The 26,011-nt window shown below is 60.1% G+C and carries 30 protein-coding genes and 1 pseudogene; 16 read left to right on the top strand and 15 right to left on the bottom strand.

The annotated features are described in order from the left end of the window. Positions 1–85: 85 nt before the first annotated feature. On the top strand, positions 86–1,348 hold the full coding sequence (locus HHJ17_RS12480; RefSeq protein WP_296497259.1) for a DEAD/DEAH box helicase: 1,263 nt from the start codon (positions 86–88) through the stop codon (positions 1,346–1,348). A gap of 15 nt (positions 1,349–1,363) precedes the next feature. On the opposite strand, the gene HHJ17_RS12475 is transcribed toward HHJ17_RS12480, so the two are convergent. Both HHJ17_RS12475 and dbpA read right to left on the bottom strand, forming a co-directional pair. Continuing rightward, entirely contained in the window at positions 1,364–1,603 is a 240-nt protein-coding gene (locus HHJ17_RS12475) for a hypothetical protein (RefSeq protein WP_296497262.1), read from the bottom strand. Between the two features lie 133 nt (positions 1,604–1,736). After that, complete coding sequence (gene dbpA / locus HHJ17_RS12470; RefSeq protein ID WP_296497266.1) at positions 1,737–3,161, bottom strand: ATP-dependent RNA helicase DbpA; 1,425 nt, start codon at positions 3,159–3,161, stop codon at positions 1,737–1,739. Between the two features lie 351 nt (positions 3,162–3,512). On the opposite strand from dbpA, the gene HHJ17_RS12465 reads away from it, so the two are divergent. The 4 genes from HHJ17_RS12465 to HHJ17_RS12450 all read left to right on the top strand — a co-directional run bounded on the left by HHJ17_RS12465 (position 3,513) and on the right by HHJ17_RS12450 (position 7,781). Next, the gene (locus tag HHJ17_RS12465; protein WP_296497269.1) at positions 3,513–4,241 is read left to right on the top strand and encodes a PEP-CTERM/exosortase system-associated acyltransferase; all 729 of its coding nucleotides are present in this window, start codon (positions 3,513–3,515) and stop codon (positions 4,239–4,241) included. Further along, the gene (locus tag HHJ17_RS12460) at positions 4,238–5,683 is read left to right on the top strand and encodes a hypothetical protein (protein WP_296497272.1); all 1,446 of its coding nucleotides are present in this window, start codon (positions 4,238–4,240) and stop codon (positions 5,681–5,683) included. Before HHJ17_RS12465 ends, HHJ17_RS12460 begins: the two co-directional genes overlap by 4 nt. A gap of 150 nt (positions 5,684–5,833) precedes the next feature. Then, positions 5,834–6,781 (top strand): PEP-CTERM sorting domain-containing protein, encoded by a 948-nt coding sequence (locus HHJ17_RS12455; protein WP_296497275.1) that lies wholly within the window; start codon positions 5,834–5,836, stop codon positions 6,779–6,781. Positions 6,782–7,028: 247 nt separating this feature from the next. Beyond that, positions 7,029–7,781, top strand: coding sequence for a PEP-CTERM/exosortase system-associated acyltransferase (locus HHJ17_RS12450; RefSeq protein ID WP_296505979.1), 753 nt, complete (start codon positions 7,029–7,031; stop codon positions 7,779–7,781). 40 nt (positions 7,782–7,821) lie between these two features. Here HHJ17_RS12450 and HHJ17_RS12445 read toward each other — a convergent pair whose 3' ends face one another. The 5 genes from HHJ17_RS12445 to HHJ17_RS12425 all read right to left on the bottom strand — a co-directional run bounded on the left by HHJ17_RS12445 (position 7,822) and on the right by HHJ17_RS12425 (position 11,883). Further along, positions 7,822–8,010 carry a hypothetical protein gene (locus HHJ17_RS12445; protein ID WP_296505977.1) on the bottom strand — a complete coding sequence of 63 codons (189 nt, stop codon included), beginning with the start codon at positions 8,008–8,010 and terminating at the stop codon, positions 7,822–7,824. Positions 8,011–8,193: 183 nt separating this feature from the next. Next, positions 8,194–8,382 carry a DUF3330 domain-containing protein gene (locus HHJ17_RS12440; RefSeq protein ID WP_296497280.1) on the bottom strand — a complete coding sequence of 63 codons (189 nt, stop codon included), beginning with the start codon at positions 8,380–8,382 and terminating at the stop codon, positions 8,194–8,196. A 210-nt stretch (positions 8,383–8,592) separates the two neighbouring features. After that, positions 8,593–9,300: a VOC family protein gene (locus HHJ17_RS12435; protein ID WP_296497282.1), complete on the bottom strand. Its 708-nt coding sequence runs from the start codon at positions 9,298–9,300 to the stop codon at positions 8,593–8,595. A gap of 373 nt (positions 9,301–9,673) precedes the next feature. Beyond that, positions 9,674–11,236, bottom strand: a complete 1,563-nt coding sequence (gshA, locus tag HHJ17_RS12430) for a glutamate--cysteine ligase (protein ID WP_296497284.1) — start codon at positions 11,234–11,236, stop codon at positions 9,674–9,676. A 71-nt stretch (positions 11,237–11,307) separates the two neighbouring features. Then, positions 11,308–11,883, bottom strand: coding sequence for a lipocalin family protein (locus HHJ17_RS12425; protein ID WP_296497286.1), 576 nt, complete (start codon positions 11,881–11,883; stop codon positions 11,308–11,310). 146 nt (positions 11,884–12,029) lie between these two features. Here HHJ17_RS12425 and HHJ17_RS12420 point away from each other — a divergent pair, with 146 nt between their 5' ends. Beyond that, positions 12,030–13,523 carry an AMP nucleosidase gene (locus HHJ17_RS12420; RefSeq protein WP_296497288.1) on the top strand — a complete coding sequence of 498 codons (1,494 nt, stop codon included), beginning with the start codon at positions 12,030–12,032 and terminating at the stop codon, positions 13,521–13,523. A gap of 6 nt (positions 13,524–13,529) precedes the next feature. On the opposite strand, the gene HHJ17_RS12415 is transcribed toward HHJ17_RS12420, so the two are convergent. The 6 genes and pseudogenes from HHJ17_RS12415 to HHJ17_RS12390 form a co-directional block, all read right to left on the bottom strand. Beyond that, on the bottom strand, positions 13,530–13,706 hold the full coding sequence (locus tag HHJ17_RS12415; RefSeq protein WP_296497290.1) for a hypothetical protein: 177 nt from the start codon (positions 13,704–13,706) through the stop codon (positions 13,530–13,532). Continuing rightward, positions 13,703–13,924: pseudogene (locus HHJ17_RS12410) on the bottom strand (type II toxin-antitoxin system HigB family toxin); the annotation flags it as partial. The gene HHJ17_RS12415 and the pseudogene HHJ17_RS12410, both read right to left, overlap by 4 nt. 40 nt (positions 13,925–13,964) lie before the next feature. Next, a complete protein-coding gene (locus HHJ17_RS12405; protein ID WP_296497293.1) occupies positions 13,965–15,011 on the bottom strand; it encodes an FRG domain-containing protein in 1,047 nt (348 codons plus the stop codon). A 559-nt stretch (positions 15,012–15,570) separates the two neighbouring features. Further along, positions 15,571–15,783 carry a hypothetical protein gene (locus HHJ17_RS12400; protein WP_296497295.1) on the bottom strand — a complete coding sequence of 71 codons (213 nt, stop codon included), beginning with the start codon at positions 15,781–15,783 and terminating at the stop codon, positions 15,571–15,573. 218 nt (positions 15,784–16,001) lie between these two features. Beyond that, entirely contained in the window at positions 16,002–16,457 is a 456-nt protein-coding gene (locus HHJ17_RS12395; protein WP_296497298.1) for a PIN domain-containing protein, read from the bottom strand. Then, a complete protein-coding gene (locus HHJ17_RS12390; protein WP_296497300.1) occupies positions 16,458–16,724 on the bottom strand; it encodes a type II toxin-antitoxin system Phd/YefM family antitoxin in 267 nt (88 codons plus the stop codon). Positions 16,725–16,937: 213 nt separating this feature from the next. Between HHJ17_RS12390 and HHJ17_RS12385 the strand changes: the two genes are divergently transcribed. Together HHJ17_RS12385 and HHJ17_RS12380 are read left to right on the top strand one after the other, a co-directional pair. Continuing rightward, complete coding sequence (locus tag HHJ17_RS12385; RefSeq protein WP_296497302.1) at positions 16,938–18,272, top strand: ferric reductase-like transmembrane domain-containing protein; 1,335 nt, start codon at positions 16,938–16,940, stop codon at positions 18,270–18,272. Between the two features lie 258 nt (positions 18,273–18,530). Beyond that, positions 18,531–18,884, top strand: coding sequence for a diacylglycerol kinase (locus tag HHJ17_RS12380; protein ID WP_366557550.1), 354 nt, complete (start codon positions 18,531–18,533; stop codon positions 18,882–18,884). 41 nt (positions 18,885–18,925) lie between these two features. Here the strand turns inward: HHJ17_RS12380 and HHJ17_RS12375 are convergent, their stop codons facing one another. Next, a complete protein-coding gene (locus HHJ17_RS12375; RefSeq protein ID WP_296497308.1) occupies positions 18,926–19,174 on the bottom strand; it encodes a DUF3297 family protein in 249 nt (82 codons plus the stop codon). A 177-nt stretch (positions 19,175–19,351) separates the two neighbouring features. On the opposite strand from HHJ17_RS12375, the gene HHJ17_RS12370 reads away from it, so the two are divergent. After that, positions 19,352–19,654, top strand: a complete 303-nt coding sequence (locus tag HHJ17_RS12370; RefSeq protein ID WP_296499491.1) for a DUF2007 domain-containing protein — start codon at positions 19,352–19,354, stop codon at positions 19,652–19,654. 117 nt (positions 19,655–19,771) lie between these two features. On the opposite strand, the gene purT is transcribed toward HHJ17_RS12370, so the two are convergent. Then, complete coding sequence (gene purT, locus HHJ17_RS12365) at positions 19,772–21,010, bottom strand: formate-dependent phosphoribosylglycinamide formyltransferase (protein WP_296499489.1); 1,239 nt, start codon at positions 21,008–21,010, stop codon at positions 19,772–19,774. Between the two features lie 97 nt (positions 21,011–21,107). Here purT and HHJ17_RS12360 point away from each other — a divergent pair, with 97 nt between their 5' ends. The 7 genes from HHJ17_RS12360 (at position 21,108) to HHJ17_RS12330 (ending at position 25,994) form a co-directional block, all read left to right on the top strand. Further along, positions 21,108–22,031, top strand: a complete 924-nt coding sequence (locus tag HHJ17_RS12360) for an ATP-binding cassette domain-containing protein (protein ID WP_296499487.1) — start codon at positions 21,108–21,110, stop codon at positions 22,029–22,031. Between the two features lies 1 nt (position 22,032). Further along, positions 22,033–22,869, top strand: coding sequence for an ABC transporter permease (locus HHJ17_RS12355; RefSeq protein ID WP_296499485.1), 837 nt, complete (start codon positions 22,033–22,035; stop codon positions 22,867–22,869). Positions 22,870–23,051: 182 nt separating this feature from the next. Next, a complete protein-coding gene (locus HHJ17_RS12350; RefSeq protein ID WP_296499483.1) occupies positions 23,052–23,699 on the top strand; it encodes a hypothetical protein in 648 nt (215 codons plus the stop codon). Then, positions 23,696–24,121, top strand: a complete 426-nt coding sequence (locus HHJ17_RS12345; protein ID WP_296499482.1) for a hypothetical protein — start codon at positions 23,696–23,698, stop codon at positions 24,119–24,121. The genes HHJ17_RS12350 and HHJ17_RS12345 overlap by 4 nt, the downstream gene beginning before the upstream one ends. Continuing rightward, on the top strand, positions 24,118–24,618 hold the full coding sequence (cas6e, locus tag HHJ17_RS12340; protein ID WP_296499480.1) for a type I-E CRISPR-associated protein Cas6/Cse3/CasE: 501 nt from the start codon (positions 24,118–24,120) through the stop codon (positions 24,616–24,618). Before HHJ17_RS12345 ends, cas6e begins: the two co-directional genes overlap by 4 nt. Before the next feature lie 13 nt (positions 24,619–24,631). Continuing rightward, positions 24,632–25,603 (top strand): hypothetical protein, encoded by a 972-nt coding sequence (locus tag HHJ17_RS12335; RefSeq protein WP_296499478.1) that lies wholly within the window; start codon positions 24,632–24,634, stop codon positions 25,601–25,603. A gap of 235 nt (positions 25,604–25,838) precedes the next feature. Next, a complete protein-coding gene (locus HHJ17_RS12330) occupies positions 25,839–25,994 on the top strand; it encodes a hypothetical protein (RefSeq protein ID WP_296505976.1) in 156 nt (51 codons plus the stop codon). The last annotated feature ends 17 nt before the right edge of the window (positions 25,995–26,011 follow it).

The following is a 26,011-nucleotide window of genomic DNA, read 5'->3' as shown; positions in this document are numbered from 1 at the left end:
TCTGATCCCGCCACCCACCCCAAGGGCTCAACCGCTTAAACTGGGCGCTTAGGGCCAAGCCCTCAAATCAACCCAATTCCAGCTCATGCCATTTTCTTCCCTGGGTTTGTCGCCCGCCCTGCTGCGCGCCATCAGCGCCAAAGCTTATCTTGCGCCCACGCCCATCCAGACGGCGGCTATTCCCGCGGCCTTGCAGGGTCGCGATGTGCTGGGCTCGGCGCAAACCGGCTCGGGCAAGACCGCGGCCTTTGTGCTGCCGCTGCTGCAGCAGCTGGAAAAGACCCCGTTTGAAAGCCCGCGACGGGTCGCGGCGCTGATTCTGGTACCCACACGCGAACTCTGCGCCCAGGTCGGTGAAGAGATCCGTGAACTGGCGCTACACCTGCCCCGCGCGGTGAAAGTCTCCATTGTGTTTGGCGGCGTCTCCATCAACCCGCAAATGATGCGCTTGCGCGGTGGCACCGACATCGTGGTCGCCACGCCCGGCCGCTTGCTGGACCTGGTGCAGCACAACGCGCTCTCGCTCGGCAGTGTGACGACGCTGGTGCTGGACGAAGCCGACCGCCTGCTGGACATGGGGTTTACCGAAGAACTAGCGCGCATCCTCACGATGCTGCCGGCGCAACGCCAAAACCTGTTTTTCTCGGCCACCTTCCCTGCTGCGGTGCAGGCGCTGGCGCAGACCCTGTTGCGCGACCCGGTCCGCATTGAGGTGCTGCCGGCGCCGCAGAGCGCGCCCGACATCGTGCAACGGGCCATTGCGGTCGATGCCGGCCAACGCACCCAGTTGTTGCGCCATCTGATTCAACAAAACCACTGGAGCCGCGTGCTGGTGTTTGTCGCGACCAAACATGCTGCCGAGATGGTGGCCGACAAATTGCGCAAAGCCCGCATTTACGCCGAGCCGTTCCACGGTGAGTTGAGTCAGGGCAAGCGCACGCAAGTGCTGGCTGATTTCAAGGCGTCGCGCCTCAAAGTGGTGATTGCCACCGATGTCGCCGCGCGCGGCCTGGACATCGCGCAATTGCCGGTGGTGGTGAACTTTGACCTGCCGCGCTCAGCGGTGGATTACACGCACCGCATTGGTCGCACCGGCCGCGCTGGGGAAAGTGGGGTGGCACTGAGCTTTGTCAGCGCGGATACCGAAGCGCATTTCCGCTTGATTGAAAAACGCCAGGGCCTGAGCTTGCCACTGGAACAGATTGAAGGCTTTGAGCCGCAGCAGACCGCGGTGGCCGCGGCCACCGCCATGGACGGCACTCCGATCGATTCCGCCAACGGCGGCATCAAGGGCAAGCGTCCCAGCAAGAAAGACAAGCTGCGGGCAGCTGCCGCCCGGGGGCAGTAAGCCGCCGCGCCGGACTCAGTTCAGCAGAAAGGCCCGCGCCTGTTCTTTGCGGTCTTGCGCATCAATGGCTTCGTCAAAGGCAGCGCGACTGGCCAGGGCTTCCTGGGTGTAAGGAATCAGCGGCTTGTCCAGCGGGCGCAGCTTGTGGCGGCGCAGGCCGCGCAGTTGCTGGGAGCGCTCCATGGTTTGCAACACACGCTCGGGTTCCATCATCAGGCTGAAGGGATTGAGGGCTATAAATGTCGTGTTGTTCATCAAGATTCTCCGGTGGGGTCAAGGCGCCCTAAGTCAACTTGAGCGCGTAAGAGAACTGTATTCGCCGACCCCAGGAACTGAAGTCAGCGATCGGCTGTAAACCCTGTAGGTGTTTGCCTGACAGGATGGCGGTTTAGAGCAGGCGCACGCGCACGCTCTTGCCCTTGACCTTGCCCTCGTTCAACTTCTTCATGGCCTCCTTCGCAATGTCACGATTCACCGCCACAAAGGTGGTGAATTCGGTCACATTGATCTTGCCAATTTGCTCACGGGTGTAACCCGCGTCGGCCGTCAAGGCGCCCAGCACGTCACCGGGGCGAATCTTTTCCTTGCGGCCACCCAGAATCTGCAGCGTCACCATCGGCGGCAGCAACGGGCCCTCGCCGGTGGGCGTGAGTTCGTCCAGCTTGTGCCAGGTTGACTCGCGGTTTTGGTACTGCTCGATCTTGCCGACAAAGCCCATCTCGTACATGGCAGCCAGGCTCAGCGCCAGGCCGGATTCACCGGCGCGGCCGGTGCGGCCGATGCGGTGCACGTGAATCTCGGCATCGGGCGTGATGTCGACATTGATCACCGCTTCCAGCTGCGTGATGTCCAGCCCGCGCGAGGCCACGTCGGTGGCCACCAGCACCGAACAGCTGCGATTGGCAAACTGCGCCAGCACCTGGTCGCGTTCGCGCTGTTCCAGCTCGCCGTACAGGGCCAAAGCACTGAAGCCTTGCTCTTGCAGGTAAGTGACCAAGTCTTTGCACTGCTGCTTGGTGTTGCAAAACGCCAGCGTGCTGATCGGGCGGAAGTGATTCAGCAGCTGCGCCACCGTGGCCAGCCGGGTGTGGCGCGTCACCTCGTAAAAACGTTGCTCGATCAGGTTCTCGGTGTGCTGGGACTCGACCTTGATCAGCACCGGATCGCGCATGAATTGCTTGGCCAGTTTCTCGATGCCTTCCGGGTAGGTGGCGGAGAACATCAGGGTTTGCCGTTCTTTCGGGCATTGTTTGGTGACGGTGGCGATGTCGTCGAAGAAGCCCATGTCCAGCATGCGGTCAGCCTCGTCCAGCACCAGCGTGTTGAGCGCTTCCAGGTTCAGGTACTCGCGCTCCAGATGGTCCATGATGCGGCCCGGCGTGCCAACCACGATGTGTGCGCCCTGCTCCAGCGAGGCGCGCTGGCCGCGCAAGGCGACACCGCCGCACAGGGTGACGACCTTGATGTTGTCGGTCGCGCGCGCCAGCCGGCGGATTTCGATGGTGACCTGGTCGGCCAGTTCGCGCGTCGGGCACAGCACCAGCGCTTGCACCGCAAAACGGCGCGGGTTTAGGTTGGTCAGCAAGGCTAGCGCAAAGGCGGCGGTTTTGCCGCTGCCGGTTTTGGCTTGCGCGATCAGGTCTTTGCCGGCCAAGGCGGTGGGCAGGCTGGCGGCCTGGATCGGGGTCATCTCCAGATAGCCCAGTTGTTCCAGGTTGGCCAGGGTGGCGGGGTTCAGCGCCAGGGTCGCGAAACTGGTGCTGGAAGACGGCTTGGCGGTGGCAGTGGCCACCTTGGGTTCGATTGTGCTCATGGGGTGATTATCCGTAACCTGCCCATGGGCCCGCACAGCAAGCCCGGCGAGAGTATTAGCCGCTACTGTATTCATAGCTGCTTACGCAGATACAACGGGGGCTACAAGGCTAAATGGTCTAAACGTGGCGTCACCCCTGATGATGTGGTCAGGTCAGGCAAGACCGCAACTTGACGGCTCCCGCGCTTGATATTTCGCAAGCGCCCGACGGACCACCCGCCGCAGACTGACCGATTTGAACTCAGCAGTGTGCTAGCCGAGAGGCGGCAAACGGCCGTATTTCGAACCTGAATCCACCCTCATCGCCAGGACCCCCTATTTTTTCAGCGATGCACGTCGAAAGGATTTTGTATGACCGCCCCGCTGCCAGAGCAGGCTGAATTTGCGCCCTATTTCCGAAGTCACCAAGTCCGATTTGGTCAAGATGAGGCGTTGATGCGCCAAATTTACCAACTGCGCTTTCAAATCTACTGCCAGGAACGCGGCTTTCTTTCGGCCGACAATTATCCAGATGGCCTCGAGTCGGATCAATACGACGCGAGTGCAGCCCATTTTTGCACTTTCAATTTAAAGGATGAGCTGGTGGGTTATGTACGGCTGGTTCACCCAAGCGGATCACAGACCTTCCCCTTTCAGAGTCACTGCACCAGTTTGCTGGAAGGCGTCACCCTGCCGCCGTCCTCGCAATCCGCAGAGGTTAGTCGCTTGATCGTGCACCACGACTACCGGCGTCGGCGGGGCGATACACTGGGTGGGTTTAATCTGGAAAGCAGCAGTGCGGCGCCAGACCATGAGATGCGCAGCCAGTCACCCCAGATCCTGCTGAGTTTGTACCGTCAGATTTATGCGTTCAGCCGCACCAATGGCATTCGTTACTGGTATGCGGCGATGGAGCGCAACCTGGCCCGAATTTTGACCCAGCTGGACTTTGACTTTCGCCCGATCGGACTGCTGATCGACTATTACGGCCCGGTCACGCCCTACCTGGCCGATTTGTACGAAACCGAGGCCAAAGTCGGCAAGCGTCAACCGGAACTGCTGGCCTGGATGCAAAGGCCGGAACCCATGGAAACGAAGTGAACCTGCTGCCCCTGCTGCCCGCGGTCGCCTTGCGATGGCTGCGCAAAATCACACTCCATTACGCCCGGCGGATGGACGGCGAGCGCCTGCTGGCCCGCTCACGTCGCGGCGCCGTCCGGGCGGTCATGCAAGCCGCCGTTCACAGTGCCGCCTACCGCACCCTGCTGCAAGAACAGCAAATCGAGCCGTCCACCTTGGACGCCCAAACCGAACTGGCATCGTTGCCGGTACTGACCAAAGCCAATACCTTTGAGCGCTTCACACTGGCGCAACTGGCCCGGCCCCTGCCCGCCCAGGAAATCGCCGATGTACTGACCAGTTCGGGCCGCAGTGGCCGCAGCTTCGGCTTCCGGCTGACCGCGCGCGCGCAGCATGAGACTTCGTGGTTTGACATCGATCTTGGCCTGCAAGACATGTTCAAGGTCGATCAGCACACCACCCTGCTGGTCAACTGCCTGCCCATGGGCGTGGTGTTTAACTCGCGTGCCGTCACGGTTGCCAACGTCAGTGTGCGCGAGGACATGGCCTGCGCCATCCTGCGCGACCTGGGTCCGCGCTTTGCGCAAACGCTGCTGTGTACCGACCCCTTGTTCATTCGGCGCTTGCTGGACGAGGCGCACGTGGCCGGGGTCGACTGGAAGGCACTCAATACCAGCGTCATTGTGGGTGAAGAGGTGTTGGTTGAAGCCCAGCGCGACTACATTGCCGCACGCTTGGGGATTGACCTCGACCATGATCCGCACCGCATCATCGGCAGCTCATTTGGCGCCGGTGAGCTTGGGCTCAACCTGTTGTTTGAAACCCGTGACACCATTCGCATGCGCCGCGCCATGCGAACGCAGCCGCAGGTCGCGCAACTGTTGAGCGGTACGACAGATGGTACGTCGGCCCCGTCGATTTTCTGTTTCAACCCGCTGCGTTGCCATGTCGAAGTGTTAAACCCAGGTCCGGATGGTTTTGGTGAACTGTGCTTCACGATGCTCGACACACAAGCCATCATTGCGCTGCCCAGGTATGTGAGCGGCGACTTGGGCAAACTGGTGAATCAGCAAGAGGTGACGCAGGCCGCCAGGCTCGCGGGAAGCGCACGGCCCTGGTTGCCCGTGGTCGCGGTCAAAGGCCGTATCAAAGACCGACTGGTCGGCCTGCCCTCGGTCGAATGCATCAAGGAACTGATCTACGCCGACCACGGCATCGCAGACCAACTGACGGGCGCTTTTCGAATCAACCAGGACGACCGGGGTGGCGTCAAATTGACCCTCCAGGCCAACAGCGAACGCGCGGCACAAGATCCCGGCCTGCACACGCAACTGCTCACACTCGCCCGGAAACAGTTGTCCGTCCCCGTTGACCTGGAACTCTTGGCGCCGCTGACCTTCCCCTACCGACCGCTGCTGGACTTTGAGCGCAAGTTTTCCTACCTGGCGCCGACCGCCTCCTAACTGTCGACATTTTTTACACCGGTCGACCCCGATTTGAGCGAGTCCATATTTTTTTCTTACTTATCAATGACTTAGCGAATTTTCGGCAATCGGCATAGTTCATGCTACTGGTACTTGAGTCAACCTGATTCCATTTTATTAGGAAGCATCATGATCAAGTCAAAAGTAAATGCGGCCATTGCAAGCGCCGCTTTGTCGCTAGGAATGGCCGGTGCCGCCAACGCCTTAACCATCCAGTCTGGCGACTACACCCTGATTTTGCAGAATCTCGATTCGGCCACCACCGGGTACGGCAATACGCCCGGCGTTAAGTGCACGAGCGTTGCTGACTGCGATGCGGTCGCTGGCATCAATAAAGCACCGGGTAGCCTGGACAATGGTGCGGTCATTGCCTCAAATCACAGTGCCGACACGATGGGCATTTTCTCCATCCAGTCAATCACCAAGTATGGATCATTGACCCCGTACTTCACGGCTGGCGGAGCAGACGGTTTCCTCACCGGTGTGTTCGGCAACCTGACGGATCGCGCGGTGACGGTCGCCGCCAATGGGTTAGGAAATGGCACGGGGTGTAACGCAGGCAACCCTGGCGGTTGCACAACGTCAGTAACTTCGGTAGGCGGTACGTTCAAAATTTTCCAAAATGCGGCAGGTCCTAATACGGCGCTCGGGCCAGTCGTGACGGCAACCAAAGACCTCAATGCCCTTCTGTATCCATCGATCAGCGATACCGGTACTTTATTTCTCTCTGGAATTTTTGCCCCGGGTGTTATTTTGGGAGATCCTACGTCGACTTTCGAAGGCCGCTACATCAACGGGACGATCGCTGGTGGCAGTTCGGGTTACCTGGACTTTACCGGCGGATCGGCTTTGAATACCTTCAACACGAATGGTCTGTTAGACCCGAATGGCGGGGCGCACGATGCCCACGCCGACTTCACGTTCAGTCTGGCGAGAGGCGCGGCAGCCGCTGCAGGATGGTCCGTTCTCTCGGCCGCTGAGGTGGTCGGATCAGCCATTCCCGAGCCCGGTTCACTGGCTTTGGTCGCCTTGGCTCTGCTGGGCGTGGGTGCCATTTCACGCCGTAATAAAATTTGAAGAAGTAACAATTCCTTTGTAGGAATTTGATGAACCGGGACGTGAAAACCTCCCGGTTTTTTTGTTTTTGAGCAAGGATGTTGGGGCGGTAAAACCACACAGTAGTTAGACAGCAAGGGGGTCCTCGCGTTCAATGCATCAGGTCCACCTAGGAAGAGAAGACTCTTGAAACAGTCCGTAACAAGCGCTACGTTTTCATTCATTCCTACTTAAAATTTCTCATTTTTGAACCGTGGTTACTCACCCCATGAAGTTACATCCCACTGAAGCAACGCAGCATCGGACCGGAAGGCCCAGCGACCCCGGCTATTGCCCCGATCATTGGAGTCGTCCCACCCCCGATCGCGCCCTGAGAAGCGCGCTTGAACTCCGCTACCAGGTCTATTGCCTGGAGTGTAGTTTTCTGTCTCCAGACGACTACCCTGATGGGGTCGAGACCGACGAGCATGACGACACCGCTGCGCACTTTTACGCGTATGACGCGGATAAAGAATTGGTAGGTTATGTTCGGCTCGTTCGTCCGGATGTCGACCAGCGTTTTCCGTTTCAACAGCACTGCGCTACTTCTAGCGAAGGCCCGGTTCTTCCGGTACCGGGCGAGACCGCCGAGATCAGTCGTCTCATGCTGCGCCGAGATTACCGACGTCTGCGCAGTAACAAGCGTGATGGCGTGATGGCAGGCCAGAAGACCGCCGTTTGCGCAGGGGCCAAGCGCCTTGGTGCCTCGCAAGTTCTACTGACTTTGTATCGCCAGATGTACGCCTACAGTCGCACCAATAACATCGGTCACTGGTATGCCGCCATGGAGCGACCTTTGGCGCGCGCGCTGTTGCGCTTGAACGTCCTGTTCAGGCCGATAGGACCTGAGGCCGACTACTATGGATTGGTGGCGCCTTACCTCGCTAATCTGAAAGAAGTGGAGACATACATTGGCACGCGGGCCCCGGAAATGTTGTCCTGGCTTCAGCAGCCGGAGTGGCAGAGTACAAAAACAGCCTGAAGCAGGTGTTTGAATCAGAACGACAGGCGGGCAGAAATATTCAGAGTTTGAACCGTCCAAATTCAGGCTCAAACTCCGGCAACATGTCATGCTGAATAGCGACGGCGATGGCGCTATCTTTGGACGGAGTCAGACCAATTCCTAGCGTTTGGCTGGTGCCGTCTTTAAGCAACGCGTCACCCTGTCCGGCCTTGCTGTTGAACGACGAGTAGTTGGTATTGGCACCCACTGCGAAATCATCATGCAGTCAATGGCGGCGAGATCCGCCAACCCTGCGGCATGAGCCACGGGACATGCCGCAAAACAAAAAATTGCCGCCACGACATTGGCCGCCTTCTGCGGTCGCAGAGACGACGTTAGAAATGACTGTCTCCTGGATTTTTCTTAGGCATGGACACCTTTGGCGCAGGATTCATGTTTTGTCGACTGGCGCCTCGGGCTTCTTGCTCTGGTTCTTCCACTTTTCATAGCAGTCCAGGCCGCAAAAGTGCGCAACGTAGTCGGTTGCTTCAGGGATGATCGCTTCGGTGATGGGAATTTCTGTCAGGCAGATCTTGCATAAGACGCGCTCCACTTTGACCGGTTTGTCATTGTTAGCCATGGCTCCCTCCGTTTAATCCAGCGCGGGCGACGCCCCCAAAACTCCGCCTAAGGATGCTGGCATCCGTGGGGATTGCCTTTGCGTATTCGCAAACCAGACCCCAAAGTGGACGCCGTTGCTTCGCCGGCAACCCGGCCATCGTTGACGCCCGCCCACGACGGCCCCGCATGGCCGGGAAGGTAGGGCCTGACCGCTCAGGCGGCCGAAGTGTTAAATCCCGTGGCTCTGCAGCGCGACCAGCCCTTTGGGCGTGTGCAGGGTCGCGGTGATGTTGGCCGGGCCGGTCTCGACCGCAATGCCGGTGAGGCCGATGGCCTCAAAAGCCGCTTGCAGCTTGACGGCGGTCGGGTGGGTGATGGTGATGCTCTGCAGCGTCACGCCCGAGCGTGGCAGGCTGTTTCTCGGGTGCAGACGCAGCGGTTCGGCCGCATCGGGCTTGCCCCATTGAATCAAGCTCGGCAGCGCGCCGTTGAACAGCCGTTGCCCATCTTCACGCACCGTGATTTGCCACTGCAACACGCCACGGCGTGAATGGCGCTTGTCATGCACCACGGGCCCCAGATCGATGCCCTGCGCTTTCAAGGCGTTGCGGGCAACCTGAATGTCGGACGTATTGGCGACAAAATGAACCAGCTGCGGCGCCTTGGCGACGGCGGCCTGCAGCGCCGCATCATCCATGTCAAACCAGCGCTTGGACGGCGCATTGGCGGGCCGTTTTGCGTCGGGATTGATCGCAATAATTTCAAGATAAGCCAGCGGGTTGGCGGGTGAGGCGATTTTGAACAGGCGACTGTGGGTGCCAGACGGCGCATGCTCCGCAACCGGGCCGGGCGTCACGCCCAGCGTGGCCTCGCACCACTGCACCCCAAGTTCCAGCGTTTTCGCCACGACGACCAAGTGATCAATTTGTGTTTTCATAGCCTGACCATACCATCCACGCCGGCCCGCATCTACCGTGCGTTCCACCCCGGTAATGGCCGGTGTCGCCAGTGCTGCGGGAGCGACTGACAGCAAAATTTGACGCCTGACGGGCAAGGTTATCAGCGCGGGATGAAAATCGGGTTAATTTTGAGGCAAGCACACTGCTTGATGACCATGCTAGATCAGCGTCGCTTTGTTGCATCGACCCGTTGGCTGCGGCCTGTTATTCGTTGGTCTACCCGTTTTGCGCTGAATTCGCCGCCGTGGCTGCCTGCGCTGGTGCGCAACACCCCGCTACGGCTGTCGTCGTTGGTACTTCGCTGCTATCACCGGGCCATGAAGTAGGGCGGGCGTCGGCCGCCCTAACCCATCAGGCGTAGTAGCGGGCCACGAAGTCTTCAAAGGGGCCCTGCTCGGCGCCGTCCAGTTGCTGCTGCTCACGCAACGAGGCGGCCACGCTGGCGGCAAACTTGGCGGTGGTGCTGGCGTCCAGCGTTTGGGCTTGCAAGCCTCGCGTGTGTTGCTGCGCCAGGTGCATGGCAAAGTTGGAAAAACCGCCGTGTTCCCGCGTCGCCGCCAGCACCTGCGCCGAAGGCGTGCTGTCGGGGTCGTCGATGCGGCCGCGCAGGCGCTGCATCGTCGTGGCGTAGCGGTTGCCACCATAGGCGGCGTCCAGCATCTCGGCAAAAGGCTGCATGTCGTCAAACAGTTCGTGTGCCAGTGGCCGAAACGGCAGTTGCCGGTTGTGCGCCAGCAGGTGCAGATCGGGCTGGCGGCCCTGGTTGACGACGCGGCTTTTGTTTTCGTCGTTTTCACTTTGCTCGCGGCTGGTGATGGGCGGGCTGTCGCGGAACAAACACATCAGCAGCAGCACATCGGCAAAGGTGCTTTGCTCCGGCGCAATGCCGATGTCGATGAACGGGTTTAGGTCAAACAGGCGCACCTCGACGTATTCGACGCCGTAGGTCTGCAGCGCCTTGGCCGGGCGTTCGCCGTTTTTGCCGATGCGCTTGGGTCGAATGCCGGCGTAAAACTCGTTTTCAATCTGCAGCAGGTTGGCGTTGAGCTGCTTCCATTGATCGCCGTCGCGCACGCCGAGCTCGGCATAAAACGGATCGGGCGTGCGGATGGCGGTTTCCAGCGCCTGCGTGTACTCGGCCAGCGAATTGAAGCTGACGCGCAGGTTGGCCTGGGCCCGGTTCTGGTAGCCCAGATCGCTCATGCGCAGGCTGGTGGCGTACGGCCCGTACAGGGTGCCGGGCGCCAGTTCCAGTAAATCCGACTTGCGGCCCTGCAGGAACGACGAGCAGATCGCGGGCGAGGCGCCAAACAGGTAGTGAATCAGCCAGCCGTAGCGCAGAAAATTACGGATCAAGCCGAAATAGCGCTCGCTGACAAACTCTTCCGGCCGGCCGGTGGCCGCGCAGCAGTCTTTCAGCGCCCCCCAGAACGCCTCGGGCAAGGACCAGTTGTAATGCGCCCCGGCAATAGTCTGCATGCGGCGGCCGTAGCGCAGGCCCAGGCCCTCGCGGTAGACGGCCTTGAAGCGGGCGGCGTTGGAACGGCCGTAGTCGGCAATCGGGATGTCTTTGTCTTCGCCCAGCACACAGGGCATGGAGCCGGCCCACAGGTACTCGCCGTGCAGGTGCTGCGCGCTGTAGCGGTGAATATCCCGCAAGAACTGCAGGGGAAAGTCCGGGTCCTGGCTGGGGGGCGTGATGAATTCCAGCAGCGCTTCGGCGTAGTCGGTGGTGATCCACGGGTGCGTCAGCTTGGAGCCGAGTTCCGCCGGGTGGCGGGTGGCGGCCAGTTGGCCGGCAGCATCGACGCGCAGGCATTCGCGCTCGTAGCCGCGGGTAATGCCCGTCAAGACCTGGGCTTGCCCGCTTCGGGAAAATTGCTGGACCGCATCACAGCAGGTGAACTTCAACATGGACGCATTCTTCTTCGTTATATCGGCTGGCAGTATGGCAGTTTTTGGGGTCTGGCTCCGCCAGCCCGCCGCTAACCCTCATGGCGGGTCTGGTCCACCCAGATCAGCGCTTCGACCGCAATCCCGAGTTGCCGGGCCTTGGCCAACAGCTGCTCGCGCACGGCGGCAGGCAGTTGTTTGTCCCGGGCCAGGATCCAGACGTAGTCGCGATCGGGTCCCACCACCAAGGCCCAGCGGTAGTCTTGCTGGTCCAGCGCCACCACATGGTAGCCGCCATAGAACGGGCCAAAAAATGACACCTTGAGCGATGCCCGCTGGGGGTCGCCGGTGAACAGGGCGCGCCCCACGGCTTCGCTCCATTTGTCTTTTGACTTGGAAAAGCCTCGGTTGATGACTTTGACACTGCCATCGGCTTGAATTTGGTAGTGGGCGCTGACATCGCTCAGCCCTTTTTCAAACGAATGGTCCATGCGGGCGATCTCGTACCACTTGCCCTGGTAGCGGTTGACATCGAACGGGGTGACGGCGGTGATGCCGTCCGGTGGCGCGGTGGAGCAGGCGCTCAGGCCCAGCACGGCGATCAGCAATAGGGCCGACCCGCCGAGGGCGCGCCAGGCGGAAAAAAAGGGGCGATGAACGGGGGACATGATGGAAGGGGTCCATGAAACAGGCCACCAAAGCGGGGTGGCCAAAGCCGGTTACCAAGCCTCAAGAATAAAACGTTTTGCCTTTGTCCACGATACTGGAGGTCATTTTTACCTCTGGCTCGGCTTGCGCCATGGACAATTACCTTATGCCTTATCTGCCTGCCTTCATCGCCCCCGCCCGTTTCACCGACCCGGCCGCCGCGCTGGCCAAGGTGCGTGAAATTTATGACACCAACATTGCCCACCTGCGCGAAGCCATGCAACGCTTTGTGGCGGGCGACACGCTGCCCGGCCATGTGCGCGCCTGCTACCCGTTTGTGCGGGTGCAGACCGACACCGTGTCGCGCCTGAAATCGGCGCACAGTGCCCACTTGAGCTTCGGTTTTGTGGCCGGCCCCGGCCGCTTTGAGACCACCTTGAGCCGACCGGACCTGTATGCCCCGTACTATCTGGAACAATTCACCCTGCTGCTGGATAACCACCAGGTCGAGTTGGAAGTGGGCACCAGTTCACAGCCGATCCCGGTGCACTTTTCGTTCGCCGAGCACGACCACATCGAGGGCAGTCTGAGCATGGAACGCCGCCAGTTGATGCGCGACGTGTTTGATTTGCCGGACCTGGCCGCCATGGACGATGGCATCTCCAACGGCACTTACCAGCCGCGCCCCGGCGAGGCCCTGCCGCTCTCCTTGTTCACCGCGCCGCGCGTGGATTATTCGTTGCAGCGTCTGCGCCACTACACCGGCACCGCGCCCGAGCATTTTCAGAACTTTGTGTTGTTCACCAATTACCAGTTCTACATTGACGAATTTGTACGGCTCGGGCATGAGGCGATGGCCAACCCGGCCAGCGAATACATGGCGTTCATCGAGCCCGGCAACGTGGTGACGCGCCGCGTCGGCACCGCAGCCGTGGCCGGCGACGAGCTGGGTCAACTGCCGCCCCGCCTGCCGCAAATGCCGGGCTACCACCTGGTGCGCGCCGACCGCAGCGGCATCACCATGGTCAACATTGGCGTTGGCCCGGCCAATGCCAAAACCATCACCGACCACATTGCCGTGCTGCGCCCGCACGCCTGGATCATGCTCGGCCATTGCGCCGGCCTGCGCAACACGCAGCAACTGGGCGACTACGTGCTGGCGCATGGCTATGTGCGCGAAGACCATGTGCTGGACGAAGAGTTGCCGCTGTGGGTACCGATTCCGGCGCTGGCCGAGATTCAGGTCGCGCTGGAAGCCGCCGTGTCGGAGGTGACGCAGCTGAAAGGGTCGGAGCTGAAACGCATCATGCGCACCGGCACCGTTGCCAGTACCGACAACCGCAACTGGGAACTGCTGCCCGATAACGGCCCGCAGCGCCGCTTCAGCCAGAGCCGCGCCGTGGCGCTGGACATGGAAAGCGCCACCATCGCCGCCAACGGTTTTCGCTTCCGGGTGCCCTACGGCACGCTGTTATGTGTCAGCGACAAACCGCTGCACGGCGAGATCAAGCTGCCGGGCATGGCGAATCACTTTTACCGCGAACGGGTCGACCAGCACCTGCGCATCGGTATTCGAGCGGTGGAACTGCTGCGCGAGCAAGGGGTGGATCAGTTGCACAGCCGCAAGCTGCGCAGCTTTGCCGAGGTGGCATTTCAGTAGAAAAGTTCAACCCGGCTGCTTGGCCTCGTAGGCCTCAATCAGTGTGACCATGGCCTCAAAGTGCGCGCCGACATCGCTCTCCAGTTCGGGCTCGTTGTCAAAATAGGGCGCCATCAATTGCAGCGCAGCCTGGTAATCGGCTTCTGTGCGTATCGGGCGAATTGGGGAAACGTTCTTTTTCATGGCAAATTTTCCACAGTGGAAGCGTCGATGGCGTCGTACTCTCCGTGCGTACCAACAAACTTGATGTACAAGGCCGCAAAGCGGTAGGCCACGGCCACCACCAAGCGGTAATCATTGCCCTTGATGTTGAACACCACCCTGTTGGCGGCCACAAAACTGGCACTCGCATACCGGAGCTTGATGTCCTGCGGGGTCTTCCATTGCGCATGACTGGCATCCTTAAACTTGGGATCACGCCAAAACTACAGATAACTGAGATCACTCAATCACCAGATGGTCAGCTGCCAAACGAATGCGAATACGGCTGAAATAACCCATCTTGCGCACGGCCCACTCGTCCGCAGCAGCCCGCATTACGCTTTCGTCAATATCGATAGCACGGTCTTCAACGGCATACCCTGCTGCCCTCAATGCACGACGCGCGCCTGTAACGCCAGCGGAATGCGCAGGCAGCAGTCCTTGTCCAATGCCAAATTCAAGGGCTTGCAGAGGCAAGGTGCGGTTGGTGCGCAACGCGGCAATGTGATCGTCGAAAGGGTTATCCGGGAACAGCTTCTTCCCTCCATCGAACACGTCAAAGTAGTGTCGAGAAAGCGCTGGTGTGATTTCAATCGTTTGGTGCTGTACCCATGGCATGTCGTTCAGGTTCTCATCTGGCCCCAAACGCACAGCAAGGGCACGTTGCGCTTCAGGCCGAGGCAGCGGATCCAGCCCTAGCGGCAAGAAACTTTTATGCCCACCACGCTGCAGAATCAATTCCCGCAAATCCACCGTGTAGAAAGCAGCGGTACCAGATTGGAGAGGTGAAAAGACACCACCAGCTTGATCGTATGCGCAGGTTGCGAAAAACATCGCCACATCTCGCGACCGTGAAAAATCCAGCAGTTGTGTTGGATACTGGTAATGCTGCGCAATGGACTCAATGCTCAGTGCAAAATCCAGCCCTGCAATCTGATACGCCATCAAATCACTTGTTGCCGGGTGACGATCCATCACCGCTGAAAGTTCGATGCTCTTGGCAACCCAGTAAAGAGCCTCAACGTCACTCTTCGCCCTGAAGATCGAAGGCGTGCACGTTGAGAAAATTTGATTCTGCCCACGGTAAAGCCTAGGCGAGAACTCCGGACCGGGCATAAAGCGGTAGCGGCCAGCAGAAGTCGCTACCGGAATCAGCAGATCTACGCCAAGCTCAGACACGATGCCATATCGGTTGATCCACGACTCATCGTCGGGAAAATTCATCGGCATCAACAAGTGCGCATACTCCATCACGGAGAGAAGACGTTTACCTTGTTCCATGAGCATCAAATTTGTCCCGCTGTCATAGCCGCACACGCATTCGTTGGTAACGATTCAATCTACCTTCCACCTTGTCTTGAATCAGATCACGCCGCCGCTCTTCGTCGAGATGGAGTTGCAATCCGGCAGTCTTGGCGGACATTGTTATCGGATGGGATTAAGGTGGCTAACGTAATGTATCCCGCAAAACCTGCGGAATAATCTGGGCACTGCGGGATAAACTGGACATGAACTCCTCCGGAGAACGGCTTGTAGCCTTGATTTCAGCGACTTTTTTGAATTTCCATACAGGTATAAAAATTCCGACAAACCCCGCAGATCGTTTCGATCGATTCTAGGCTTCAATGGAGCTGACCTAAAAAATTGGGGGCGCATTTTGAATACCGGCGTCCGCTGCCATCCAACCATTCAAAAAACCAATGCTGCCGCCTGGTTTGTGACGAATAAGCACCATCACCAGAAACAAACCCACTACTAAATCAATAGCTTCCTGCGCATATTAAAAAAGGGCTAGCGGCTGATTTGACGCCCAAAAAATCGCCGCATCTGCCGCTGCTCAGCCTTCTCACCCCAGCAGCTTGCGTGCTGCGTCCATCTGCTCATGCTCGAAGGCAGGGGCGAAGTCGTCCAACTCATGGCTGTGCAGGCCCACGGTCGCATGGCGGGCCACCGTCCGCCAGTCGGACACCGACTTGACCACGTCGGCCAACGCCGCCAGGGCCAGGGCCCGCCCGAGGCAAACATCGACTTGCAGTTTGATGTTGCCGGGTGATTTCACAGCGCCCCCGTCGGCGTGGTCTTCCTGGCGCGAACCCGCTTGGGCAGCCGCTCATTCATGCGGGTCAGCCCAATGTCGTCCTGGGCGGTGTCAAGCAGATTGGCGAGTCGCATTCGCAATCTGAACCCAGCGCTGATTTTTTAAGAGAAATCAGCCTCTAGCCGCCGTCCAGTATGCGTAAGCAGCTACTAATTTAGTAGTAGATTAGCTGGTTCAACTCATGCGCCCAACCCTCTTTCACCTGTCAAAATATCGACCCCGGTGACTTGGGAAAAGTCACGGTCATGCGTCACAAATGCGGCAGCGCCGATATCCAGGCCGGTGGCCAACTGAATCGCGTCGGGCAGTTTTAATCGATATTGCACACGCAACTGCGCTGCCAAAACCGCAATCGGCGTGGAAACCGGAATCACGTTGTATTGCGACAGGGCTTTTTCGTAGCGCTTGGCCAGCGCGGTTTGGCCCGCCTTGAATGGACCGGTCAAGACCTCCGCCAGCGTGATGGTGGATAGCGCAATAGTCAAATCACCGGCGGCAGCGGCCTCGAACAAACCCACAAATTGATCGGCAAATTGCGAGTGGGATTCAAGCACGTAAATAAAGGGGGCCGTATCGACCATCACCGTGGCGCCTTGCGGCAGGCCCGACCACAGGCGATGCACTTTGCTTTTCATTTATGCGTTGTCCCACTCGTCGCGCAATTCGGCAATGGTTTGACCCACATCGGCACCCCACAAGCCACGACCTGTGCCGCGCAGCGCCAATAAACCAGAGGCATCAGCGGCGGGCTGTGATTTTTGAAAATCCTGGATGGGCACGATGGCGGCATACGGCTTGCCATGCCGCGTGATGATGCTGGCATGGCCTGCCTGGGCATCGGCAACGATGGCGGGTAGTTGGATACGGGCTTGTTCTAAGCCATAGCTGGCATTGGCAGACATGATGAACCCCTAAAGCGTACGGACTGTACAGTATATGAGAAGCTACGCGAATCGGAATGCTTTTTTGCCAAAGGAGTGACTGGGCCACCTGACGCGCTCGGGCTTGCTGAACAAGACTGATGCGGCAACTTCACCCTGAGTTAACACGCCCGCCCTATCATCGTCAGAACTTCGGACGTCCGGTATCGAAGATCCATCTGATCGAGATTGAAAATGAAACGCATCAAATTAAGCTTGCTGCTCCTGCTGCTCGCCCTCACCGGTTTATGGTTGCTGGCCGACACCTTGGCGCCTACCCCGTTGACCTATTTTTCGTTTCGCACGGTCCTGGTTCAACTCACCGGCGTGATCGCCATGGGCGCCATGAGCGTGGCCATGCTGCTGGCGATTCGACCCAAGTGGCTGGAGCCGCATCTGGACGGACTCGACAAGATGTACCGCTTGCACAAGTGGCTCGGGATCACGGCGCTGGTCGCCGGCGTCATCCACTGGTGGTGGGTGACGGGCACCAAATGGATGGTGGGCTGGGGCTGGCTGACCCGGCCGGAGCGCAAGGCCCCGACGGGCCAGACTTTGGGCACGATCGAGGCCTGGCTGCGCGGACAGCGCGGTACGGCCGAATTTCTCGGCGAGTGGGCGTTTTATGCGGCGGTGCTACTGATCGCCCTGGCCTTGATCAAGCGTTTTCCGTATCACCTGTTCACCAAAACCCATACCTGGCTGGCAGCGGTCTATGCGGTGCTGGTCTATCACTCGGTGGTGCTGATCAAATTCGACTACTGGTTGCAGCCGGTGGGCTGGGTGATGGCTTTGTTGCTGCTGGGGGGAACCTGGGCGGCCGTGCTGGCGCTGTCCGGCCGCATCGGCGCCCAGCGGCGGACCGCCGGAAAAATCGAGTCGCTCATTTACTACCCGGAACTGCGGGTGCTTGAAATCTCGATGCTGCTGGAGGAGGGCTGGGCGGGGCATGCCGCTGGACAGTTTGCTTTCGTCACGTCCAACAAGCGCGAAGGGGCGCATCCCTACACCATTGCCTCGGCCTGGAACCCGCAGGACCGGCGGGTAGTGTTCATCACCAAGGCCTTGGGGGACCATACCAGTCGGCTGCGCGACAAGCTCCAGGTCGGCACGCTGGCAACGGTGGAGGGGCCCTACGGCTGCTTCGATTTCCGCGATCAGCGGCCACGTCAAATCTGGATTGGGGCTGGCATTGGCATCACGCCGTTTGTCGCGCGCATGAAACAACTGGCGCAAACGCCTGGGGCCCAAGAGATCGACTTGTTCCATCCGACGGCTGATTTCGCACCCGAGGCGATCGAAAAACTGATGGCCGACGCCCAAGCGGCCCATGTTCGGGTGCATCTGCTGGTGAGTCCAAAGGATGGCCGGCTGGATGCGGAACGAATTCGTGCGGCGGTCCCGGCGTGGCAATCGGCCAGTATCTGGTTCTGTGGCCCCCCGGGCTTTGGACAGGCCCTGCGTGACGACTTTGTCGCGCACGGATTTGCCGACGCCGCGTTTCATCAAGAGTTATTTCAGATGCGCTGATGCGTTGGAATGAGGACCACGGCAACGCCGCCATCCCGTCACGCATCAGGCAAAATACACCGTCCGTCCAGAGCCCATCACGCCTCGGACACCCCTATTTTCTGCCCGCTGGACATGGGGTGGACCCCTTCCTTACCTCAGTAGCCCATGACTGAATCTGTCAACCTGAAACCGTCACCCACCGCAGTCCAGACGCCAGCCCCCGCGCCGGAACCGCTGTCGGCGGACCTGAGCGACAAGCACACGACCAGTCAAGCCTTGAAAGGCCGCAAAGGACTTGGCCGCATTCTGAATGCCGCCGGCTACTCGCTGGACGGGCTGCTGGCGGCCTTCAAGGGGGAAGCCGCCTTCCGCCAGCTGATACTGCTCAACCTGGTGATGATCCCGCTCGCCTTCCTGCTGGACGTCAGCCGCGCTGAGCGCGCCATGATGATCGCCGTGCTGCTTCTGGCCCTGATTGTTGAGCTCCTCAACTCGGCCATCGAAGCGGCGATTGACCGCATTTCATTTGCCCTGCATCCGCTTTCCAAACAGGCCAAAGACATGGGTAGCGCTGCGCAGTTGGTGGCGTTGACACTGATTTTTGCGGTCTGGGCCGTGATCCTGCTCTGACGTAAGTGAGGGATTCCTCCCGCTGAACATGCAGAAGTCGCTTATCGATAAAACGCTTCGACTTTGCCTTTCAACTTGATCAGCAGCGGATTGCCCTTGCGGTCCCGCGTCTTGACTGCGGGCACCTTCACCCAGCCTTCGCTGATGCAGTACTCCTCGACATCCAAACGCTCCTTGTCATTCAAGCGAATGCCAATGTCATGTTCAAACACGGCAGCAACGTGAAACGGACTGCGCGCATCAGCGGAGAGATGGTCGGGCAGAGGGGGGAGTTGAGTGGTTTCGTTCATGGATCTCTTAATTAAAAATTAACGCGAATTGGCATCGATTTTCCATGATTTGGCCCTTGCCTGGTCTGGCGCACCTGCTCAAACAGCGCATGGAGCCTGAATTCAGTTTCGCGGCCCGTCAGCGAAAGCGCACATTGCGCTTCCATGGCGCCCCAAAGCAGCCTATGCTGGGGCTCTATGCTGCGCCTGACCCAAGCCCCCAATCTTGCGATGGCCACGCTGTGGGCCGATGCGCTTGAAGTGGAAGGCATCGCGGCCAGCGTGCAGCGCCAGTACCTGGCCGGCGTGGCCGGACAACTGCCGCCCGATCAATGCCTGCCAGAGGTCTGGATTCAGCATCCAACGCAGGAGGCACGGGCGCGCGAACTGCTGTATCACCTGCAACATGTGCCGCAACACCGCTGGTTTTGTAGTTGCGGCGAACTGGTGGAAGGCGGTTTCGAGCAGTGCTGGAACTGCGCCGCCCTGATGCCGCGCTGACCGGTTGCGCTTTTCGATCCGCGTGCCCGACCTGTCAGGCAGAAGAAATTTATATTAAAACAGCCTCTAGCCCCCGTCCACTGCTCGCAGGTAGCTATTAATTAAATAGCAACTCTCTCAGGCAACGCGGGGCTTGACCTTGGACGCGGCCAGCTTGGCGTTCTGGCGCGCCACTTGCACATCGGCGTCAAACGCCAGCGCCACGCCCATGCGGCGCTTGGTGAAGCTCTCGGGCTTGCCGAACAGGCGCAGGTCGGTATTCGGCACGCGCAACGCCTCGTCGACGCCGTCAAACACAATGCCTTGCGCTTCGACGCCGCCGTAGATCACGGCGCTGGCGCCGGGGCTGCGCAGCGCGGTGTTGACCGGCAAACCCAGAATGGCGCGGGCGTGCAGTTCGAACTCGCTCTGGACCTGGGTGGTGAGCGTCACCAAACCGGTGTCGTGCGGGCGCGGCGACACTTCGCTGAACCAGACCTGCTCGCCCTTGACGAACAGCTCCACGCCATACAAGCCCAGCCCGGAGGGCTTACCGTCCAAGCCGACACCGAGGTCGTCGGTCACGGTTTGGGCAATGTGGCGCGCGCGCGCCAGGGCAGTGGCGGGCATCGGGTGCGGCTGCCAGCTTTCCACATAGTCGCCGCTGACCTGGATATGGCCAATTGGCGCGCAGAAATGGGTTTCCACCTGACCGTCGGCGCCCAGTGCGCGCACGGTCAGCAGGGTGATTTCGTAGTCAAAGTCGATGAAGCCTTCGACGATGATGCGGCCAGCGCCGACACGGCCACCGGCCATGGCGTAGTCCCAGGCTTTTTGCACATCGGCCGGGCCGTCAATCTTGCTTTGGCCTTTGCCGGAGCTGCTCATCACCGGCTTGACGACGCAGGGGTAGCCAATGCCCGGGCCCGCCACGCCGTCAATGGCGGCCTGCAGCTCGGCCAGCGAGTCGCAGAACTGGTACGGGCTGGTCGGCAGGCCCAAGGTCTCGGCCGCCAGCCGGCGGATGCCTTCGCGGTCCATGGTCAGGCGGGCGGCGCGGGCCGTGGGAATCACGCGCACCACACCGGCGGCTTCCAGTTGTTCCAGCATGGGCGTGGCAATGGCCTCGATCTCCGGCACCACCAGGTGCGGCCGCTCGGCCTCAATCAGGGCCTTGAGCTGGGCCGGATCGCTCATGGTGATGGTGCGCGCGTGGTGCGCCACCTGCTGGCCGGGCGCGTTGGCGTAACGGTCGACGGCGATGGTTTCCACGCCCAGGCGCTGCAGCGCAATGAGCACTTCCTTGCCCAGTTCACCAGAGCCCAGCAGCATCACCTTGGTGGCGTGAGGGGAGAGAGGAGTGCCGAGTGTGGTCATGGGTCAAAGCGCGTTGCCGCGTCCGGAAAATGAAGGAACAGGGTTGAAAAAAGAGGCTGCGTTGCCCCTGGAGGGTGGCCTGGGCGACAATCAAACCATGCAATCTTCAATTCTATCTGTGCAGGGTTTGCGCAAGTGTTACGGCGACAGCACGGTGGTCGACGACGTGTCCTTCAACATCGCGCCGGGCGAATGTCTGGGGGTGATCGGCCCCAACGGCGCCGGCAAAACCACCACCATCCGCCTGTGTCTGGGCTTGAGCGTGCCGGACGCCGGCAGCATCACCGCCTTTGATCTGCAAATGCCGCGTGATGCACTCGCCATCAAGGCCCAGCTTGGCGTGGTGACCCAGATGGACACGCTGGACCCGGATTTCACCTGCGCCGAGAACCTGCTGGTGTATGGCCGCTACTTTGGCATGAAGGACAAGCAGATTCGGGAGCGCATCCCCGCCTTGCTGGAGTTCGCCAGCCTCACGCACAAGGCGAACGCCAAGCCCGGCGAGCTGTCCGGTGGTATGAAGCGCCGCCTCAGTCTGGCGCGTGCCCTGGTGAACGACCCCAAGCTGTTGCTGCTGGACGAACCCACCACCGGGCTCGACCCGCAAGCGCGGCACCTGATGTGGGAGCGCCTGCAATTGCTGCTGCAGCAGGGCAAGTCCATTCTGCTGACCACCCATTTCATGGACGAGGCCGAGCGCCTGTGTTCGCGCCTGCTGGTGCTGGACCACGGCAAAAAAATTGCCGAAGGCGCGCCGCGCGACCTGATCGCCCAGCATCTGGAGCCGGATGTGGTGGAAGTCTATGGCACCGGCGCCCTGGCGCTGATGCATGCGCCGCTGCGGGCGCTGGCCGCCCGCGTGGAGGTGAGCGGCGAAACCGTATTTTTCTACACGCAAGACGCCGCGCCTCTGCTGAAGGCGCTCACCGTTTACCCGCAACTGCGCACACTGCACCGGCCGGCCAATCTGGAGGACTTGTTCCTCAAGCTCACCGGTCGCCAAATCAGGGAAGATGCCTAACATGCCGACCCGTACATTGAATACTTCCGCCGCGCAAAGCGTGTGGCGCGCACCGCAACTGTCGCTGCGCTTTTGGCCGGTCTTTTTACGCAACCTGCTGGTCTGGCGCAAACTGGCGATTCCGAGCCTGGTCGGCAATATTGCCGAGCCGCTGATGTGGCTGGTGGCCTTTGGCTACGGCATGGGGGCGCTGGTGGGACAAGTCACGCTGCCGGGGCCGTCGGGTGACGTGCAGGTGCCCTACATTTTGTTTCTGGCCAGCGGTTCGATCTGCATGAGCGCCATGCAGGCGGCCTCGTTCGAGGCGCTGTACTCGGCGTTTTCGCGCATGCATGTGCAAAAAACCTGGGATGGCATCATGAATGCCCCGGTGACGCTGGACGACATCGTGCTGGCCGAAATGCTGTGGGCGGCGTTCAAGGCCCTGTTCACCGTCACCGCCATTCTGGGCGTGATGCTGGTGCTGGGCATCAGTTACAGCCCGAAGTTGCTGGTCGCCTGGCCGGTGCTGCTGGGCGTGGGCATCACCTTCAGCTGCCTGGCGCTGATTTTCAACGCGCTGGCCAAGGGCTATGACTTTTTTACCTACTACTTCACCCTGTTTCTCACGCCCATGATGTTCCTGAGCGGCATCTTTTTTCCGCTGGAGCAACTGCCGGTCGTGGTCCGCACCATCTCGCAATGGCTGCCGCTGACCAACGCCGTCGAACTGGTGCGCCCCCTGTTCATGGACCAGTGGCCAACGCATGCGCTGCGCCATGTGGCGGTGCTGGTCGCTTATGCGGTGGGTGGTTTCTGGCTGGCGCTGGCGTTGACGCGCAAGCGGTTTCGCGGTTAGTCGCTATTAATTTAATAGCTTCTTGCGCATACCAAACGGGGGCTACAGCCCGTTTTTATAAAGAAATACATCCACTAAAGGGCGCTGGTCTTGTTGCTAACTTTTGGCAATTGAAATCAGCCGCCCATTCCCCGAATGGTTAAATGCTTGTCTACGACAACAAATTCCCAGGGAGGGAATACATGGAACGATTCACCATCAAGGTTGAGCTGGTCACGCCCGCCATCATCAGCACGCTCACCCTCGACGGGTTGCTGGGCGCCATCCTGTTTGACACCTTGCAAGACGTGGACAAGGCCCACGCCGCCATACCCATACGATGTCGAGACGGTCTGTACCACGCCAGCGTGGCGCGGCCTGTCGGCACGATTGAATTGGGCAAGCATGGGTTCATTGCGGGCTTGCGCGCCACCCATGACCTGGACCCCGACCTCATCAAGCAGGGCAAAAACGGCCAGCCCCATCGCCACATCGGCCTGACCCGGCGCAGCGACTTTGGCAATGTCATGAACGGCTACCAGACGATCACGGCTCAATCCATCCAGTGGCATGCCGAAGGCGACCCGGAGCAAGTGCTGGAGCTGCTGCAAGAAGTCGAATTCATTGGCAAGAAGCGCACCGCCGGTTTCGGACAAGTGCGGGGCTGGCAGCTCATGGAGTCTGAGCTGGATGGCATTACCGACGCCACCGGCCAGCCGCTGCGTCCGGTGCCGCTGCCCATGTGGCACGGTGACGCCAACGCAGTGCGGGCCGATGCCGCTTGGCGCCCGGCTTACTGGTTACCGCAGCACCGCGCTATTTGCGCTGTGCCCAAGGGAGTTGCCTTATGAGCACGGCAGCCTTCTTCATGGAAAACTTTGGTCGTCACTTCATCCAACCCACGGGCGACCACTGGGCCGATGTCGGGCAGGTACTGCGCGGCTCTTACGCCATGACCGGCAAAGCCTCGCTCAGTCGCATGCAATCAGGCTGGGCCATCGTGCGGCCCGGCTCGGCCACCTTACAACTGGACCTGGACGTGCCCGTGATTCAGAAGTCGCGCCTGACGCGCTTCGAGGCCTTTGCCGCTGAACTTGCCAACTGGGACGGGCGGGCACCCCGCATCTTCATGCTGTTCGACAAAGCACCGATTGCCGCGCAATCCATCTTTGTGTCCGTGGACCAGCGGCTGGTGCGCATCTGCACCAAATCAGGCGCCAGCACCGAAGATTGGACGGTTCGCCCACCCGTCGTGAAAGGAGTCAAACCATGAAAGAGTTCAGCATCAAAAAGCCCGCGTCTATCAAAGGCTACCCCATTCACCGCATGGTGGCGGCGCTGACCAACGGCGCGCCCCATCTCTGGCGCGACAACGGCGACACGCTCACCATCCGCACCGCTGCGCCGCTGGACGCCCAAGGGCTGGTCTTGCCTGAAGTGCCAGCGGGCGAGTTGCGCTTGTTCAGTCTGCGCGCCTGCGTGGCCAGCAAGGTGCGCGGGCGCCACATCTACCCGCCGCGCGGCGATCACGCGGCCCGGCAAGCATGGCTGGGCAAACAGGGACTGCGCCACGGTTTTGAGGTGGTCGCAGTGCATTGCACCAGCGACATCGCCCGCGTTTCAGACCAATCCGGCCGCAATTTCACGCTCGACGCCACCGACTTCACCGGCGTGCTCAAGGTCACCGACGCCACCGCTTTTCAGGCTGCGCTGCGGGCGGGCGTGGGCAGCACCGGTAAAGCCTTCGGTTTCTCGCTGTTATCCATTTAAAGGGAGCATTCACATGAAAAAAATCATCATCAACGCCACACTGACCACGGTGCAACCCGTCTCCATCAAATTGCCGGACCAGGACGGCCACCCCAAGATGACGCGCGGCGTGGACAGCGACGGCCACCCCAAGAAAACCGCCTACATCCCAGCCACCACGATGCGCGGCAAACTGCGCCGTCTGGCCGTGCAGCCCCTGATGGAAGCCGCTGCTGCCGCCGGCCAACCGTGGACGCTGCACCAGGTTTACGAAGCCATGCTGGGACAGGACGCCGCCAGCGAGGCCAATGAAGAAATCGATCTGGTCGCGCTCAAAAAACGCCGGGCCGACAACCACATCGTGGACCTGTTCGGCGCCGGGCTGGGCGTCAAGTCGCGGCTGTCGGTGGGCCACTTCATGCCGGTGATCGATGTAGCGCCCGAAGCCTTTGCCGGCGTGCGCAAAGACCTGGACAGCGACACCGATGTGCTGGAGCTGATGGACCCCGAGGAGGTGAATCGCTTTGTGGACCGCAACACCAACAACTCCAAACGCGCCGCCGCTGAAGCGCTGGTCAAGAAGATGGTGACGCAAGTGCGCAAGGCCGAGAAAGCGGGGCAAGACGTGACCGACCTCAAAGCCGCGCTGGCCCTGACCGAAGCGCAGCGTGATGCGCTGGTGCTGGCGATGGGCGACATGAAAAACTCGACCAAAACCTTGACCAGCTACGAAGCGATGCCGGCCGGCATCGAGTTGAAGAGCCGCATCATCATCGACAAGGCCACCGCTAGGGACGTTGCGACGTTGCTGGCGGCGCTGGACCTGTTCAGCCGCTCGCCGGTGCTGGGCGGGCAAACCGCGCGCGGCTGCGGTGAGGTGGCGGGCAACTTCGAGCTATCGGATCAGGAGGGTGTGCTGCTGGGCGTGGTGAGTGTGGGCGGCTACGCACCGTCGAAGGTCAATTGGACAGCGGGCGGGGCGGCGTTGATGTTGGAGAAAGTCTGAACCACAGGGTTTTGGTCGCCATTCAGCATCAGATTTTTTGAGATTCAAAACCGCTTTTTTGAAGACAAAGCAACGGGTTACACCCAGTGAGAACAAGCCACCATTTATTTGTGTGGTTACTGGAAGTCAAGGCGGCTGCGTATGAACTGAATCAACGAACAAGCCACCATTTATTTGTGTGGTTACTGGAAGGGCAACATGCTCTGGTACGGCGACTTTAAAGAACAAGCCACCATTGTGTGGTTACTGGAAGTACATCAACGCCTTGGGCTATGTGCAGGGGGAACAAGCCACCATTTATTTGCGTGGTTACTGGAAGATCCGGGTGGAGTGGCCGCTGGCACCGATCGAACAAGCCACCATTTGTTTGCGTGGTTACTGGAAATGCTGAACGACGCGATCGGCAAA

The sequence above is a fragment of the Rhodoferax sp. genome (genome assembly GCF_012927445.1).
Classification (GTDB): Bacteria; Pseudomonadota; Gammaproteobacteria; order Burkholderiales; family Burkholderiaceae_C; genus Rhodoferax.
The sequence above is the reverse complement of the archived record's forward strand: the minus strand, read 5'-3'. Positions and strand labels throughout refer to the sequence as shown.

Coding starts and splice junctions, on each gene's coding strand:
- HHJ17_RS12480 (WP_296497259.1), top strand. CDS start 86: ATGCCATTTTCTTCCCTGGGTTTGTCGCCCGCCCTGCTGCGCGCCATC.
- HHJ17_RS12420 (WP_296497288.1), top strand. CDS start 12,030: ATGCCTTATCTGCCTGCCTTCATCGCCCCCGCCCGTTTCACCGACCCG.
- HHJ17_RS12385 (WP_296497302.1), top strand. CDS start 16,938: ATGAAACGCATCAAATTAAGCTTGCTGCTCCTGCTGCTCGCCCTCACC.
- purT (WP_296499489.1), bottom strand. CDS start 21,010: ATGACCACACTCGGCACTCCTCTCTCCCCTCACGCCACCAAGGTGATG.
- dbpA (WP_296497266.1), bottom strand. CDS start 3,161: ATGAGCACAATCGAACCCAAGGTGGCCACTGCCACCGCCAAGCCGTCT.
- HHJ17_RS12360 (WP_296499487.1), top strand. CDS start 21,108: ATGCAATCTTCAATTCTATCTGTGCAGGGTTTGCGCAAGTGTTACGGC.
- HHJ17_RS12390 (WP_296497300.1), bottom strand. CDS start 16,724: ATGTCTGCCAATGCCAGCTATGGCTTAGAACAAGCCCGTATCCAACTA.
- HHJ17_RS12335 (WP_296499478.1), top strand. CDS start 24,632: ATGAAAAAAATCATCATCAACGCCACACTGACCACGGTGCAACCCGTC.
- HHJ17_RS12375 (WP_296497308.1), bottom strand. CDS start 19,174: ATGAACGAAACCACTCAACTCCCCCCTCTGCCCGACCATCTCTCCGCT.
- HHJ17_RS12350 (WP_296499483.1), top strand. CDS start 23,052: ATGGAACGATTCACCATCAAGGTTGAGCTGGTCACGCCCGCCATCATC.
- HHJ17_RS12345 (WP_296499482.1), top strand. CDS start 23,696: ATGAGCACGGCAGCCTTCTTCATGGAAAACTTTGGTCGTCACTTCATC.
- HHJ17_RS12405 (WP_296497293.1), bottom strand. CDS start 15,011: ATGCTCATGGAACAAGGTAAACGTCTTCTCTCCGTGATGGAGTATGCG.
- gshA (WP_296497284.1), bottom strand. CDS start 11,236: ATGTTGAAGTTCACCTGCTGTGATGCGGTCCAGCAATTTTCCCGAAGC.
- HHJ17_RS12415 (WP_296497290.1), bottom strand. CDS start 13,706: ATGAAAAAGAACGTTTCCCCAATTCGCCCGATACGCACAGAAGCCGAT.
- HHJ17_RS12465 (WP_296497269.1), top strand. CDS start 3,513: ATGACCGCCCCGCTGCCAGAGCAGGCTGAATTTGCGCCCTATTTCCGA.
- HHJ17_RS12355 (WP_296499485.1), top strand. CDS start 22,033: ATGCCGACCCGTACATTGAATACTTCCGCCGCGCAAAGCGTGTGGCGC.
- HHJ17_RS12450 (WP_296505979.1), top strand. CDS start 7,029: ATGAAGTTACATCCCACTGAAGCAACGCAGCATCGGACCGGAAGGCCC.
- HHJ17_RS12370 (WP_296499491.1), top strand. CDS start 19,352: ATGCTGCGCCTGACCCAAGCCCCCAATCTTGCGATGGCCACGCTGTGG.
- HHJ17_RS12475 (WP_296497262.1), bottom strand. CDS start 1,603: ATGAACAACACGACATTTATAGCCCTCAATCCCTTCAGCCTGATGATG.
- HHJ17_RS12395 (WP_296497298.1), bottom strand. CDS start 16,457: ATGAAAAGCAAAGTGCATCGCCTGTGGTCGGGCCTGCCGCAAGGCGCC.
- HHJ17_RS12425 (WP_296497286.1), bottom strand. CDS start 11,883: ATGTCCCCCGTTCATCGCCCCTTTTTTTCCGCCTGGCGCGCCCTCGGC.
- HHJ17_RS12455 (WP_296497275.1), top strand. CDS start 5,834: ATGATCAAGTCAAAAGTAAATGCGGCCATTGCAAGCGCCGCTTTGTCG.
- HHJ17_RS12435 (WP_296497282.1), bottom strand. CDS start 9,300: ATGAAAACACAAATTGATCACTTGGTCGTCGTGGCGAAAACGCTGGAA.
- cas6e (WP_296499480.1), top strand. CDS start 24,118: ATGAAAGAGTTCAGCATCAAAAAGCCCGCGTCTATCAAAGGCTACCCC.
- HHJ17_RS12440 (WP_296497280.1), bottom strand. CDS start 8,382: ATGGCTAACAATGACAAACCGGTCAAAGTGGAGCGCGTCTTATGCAAG.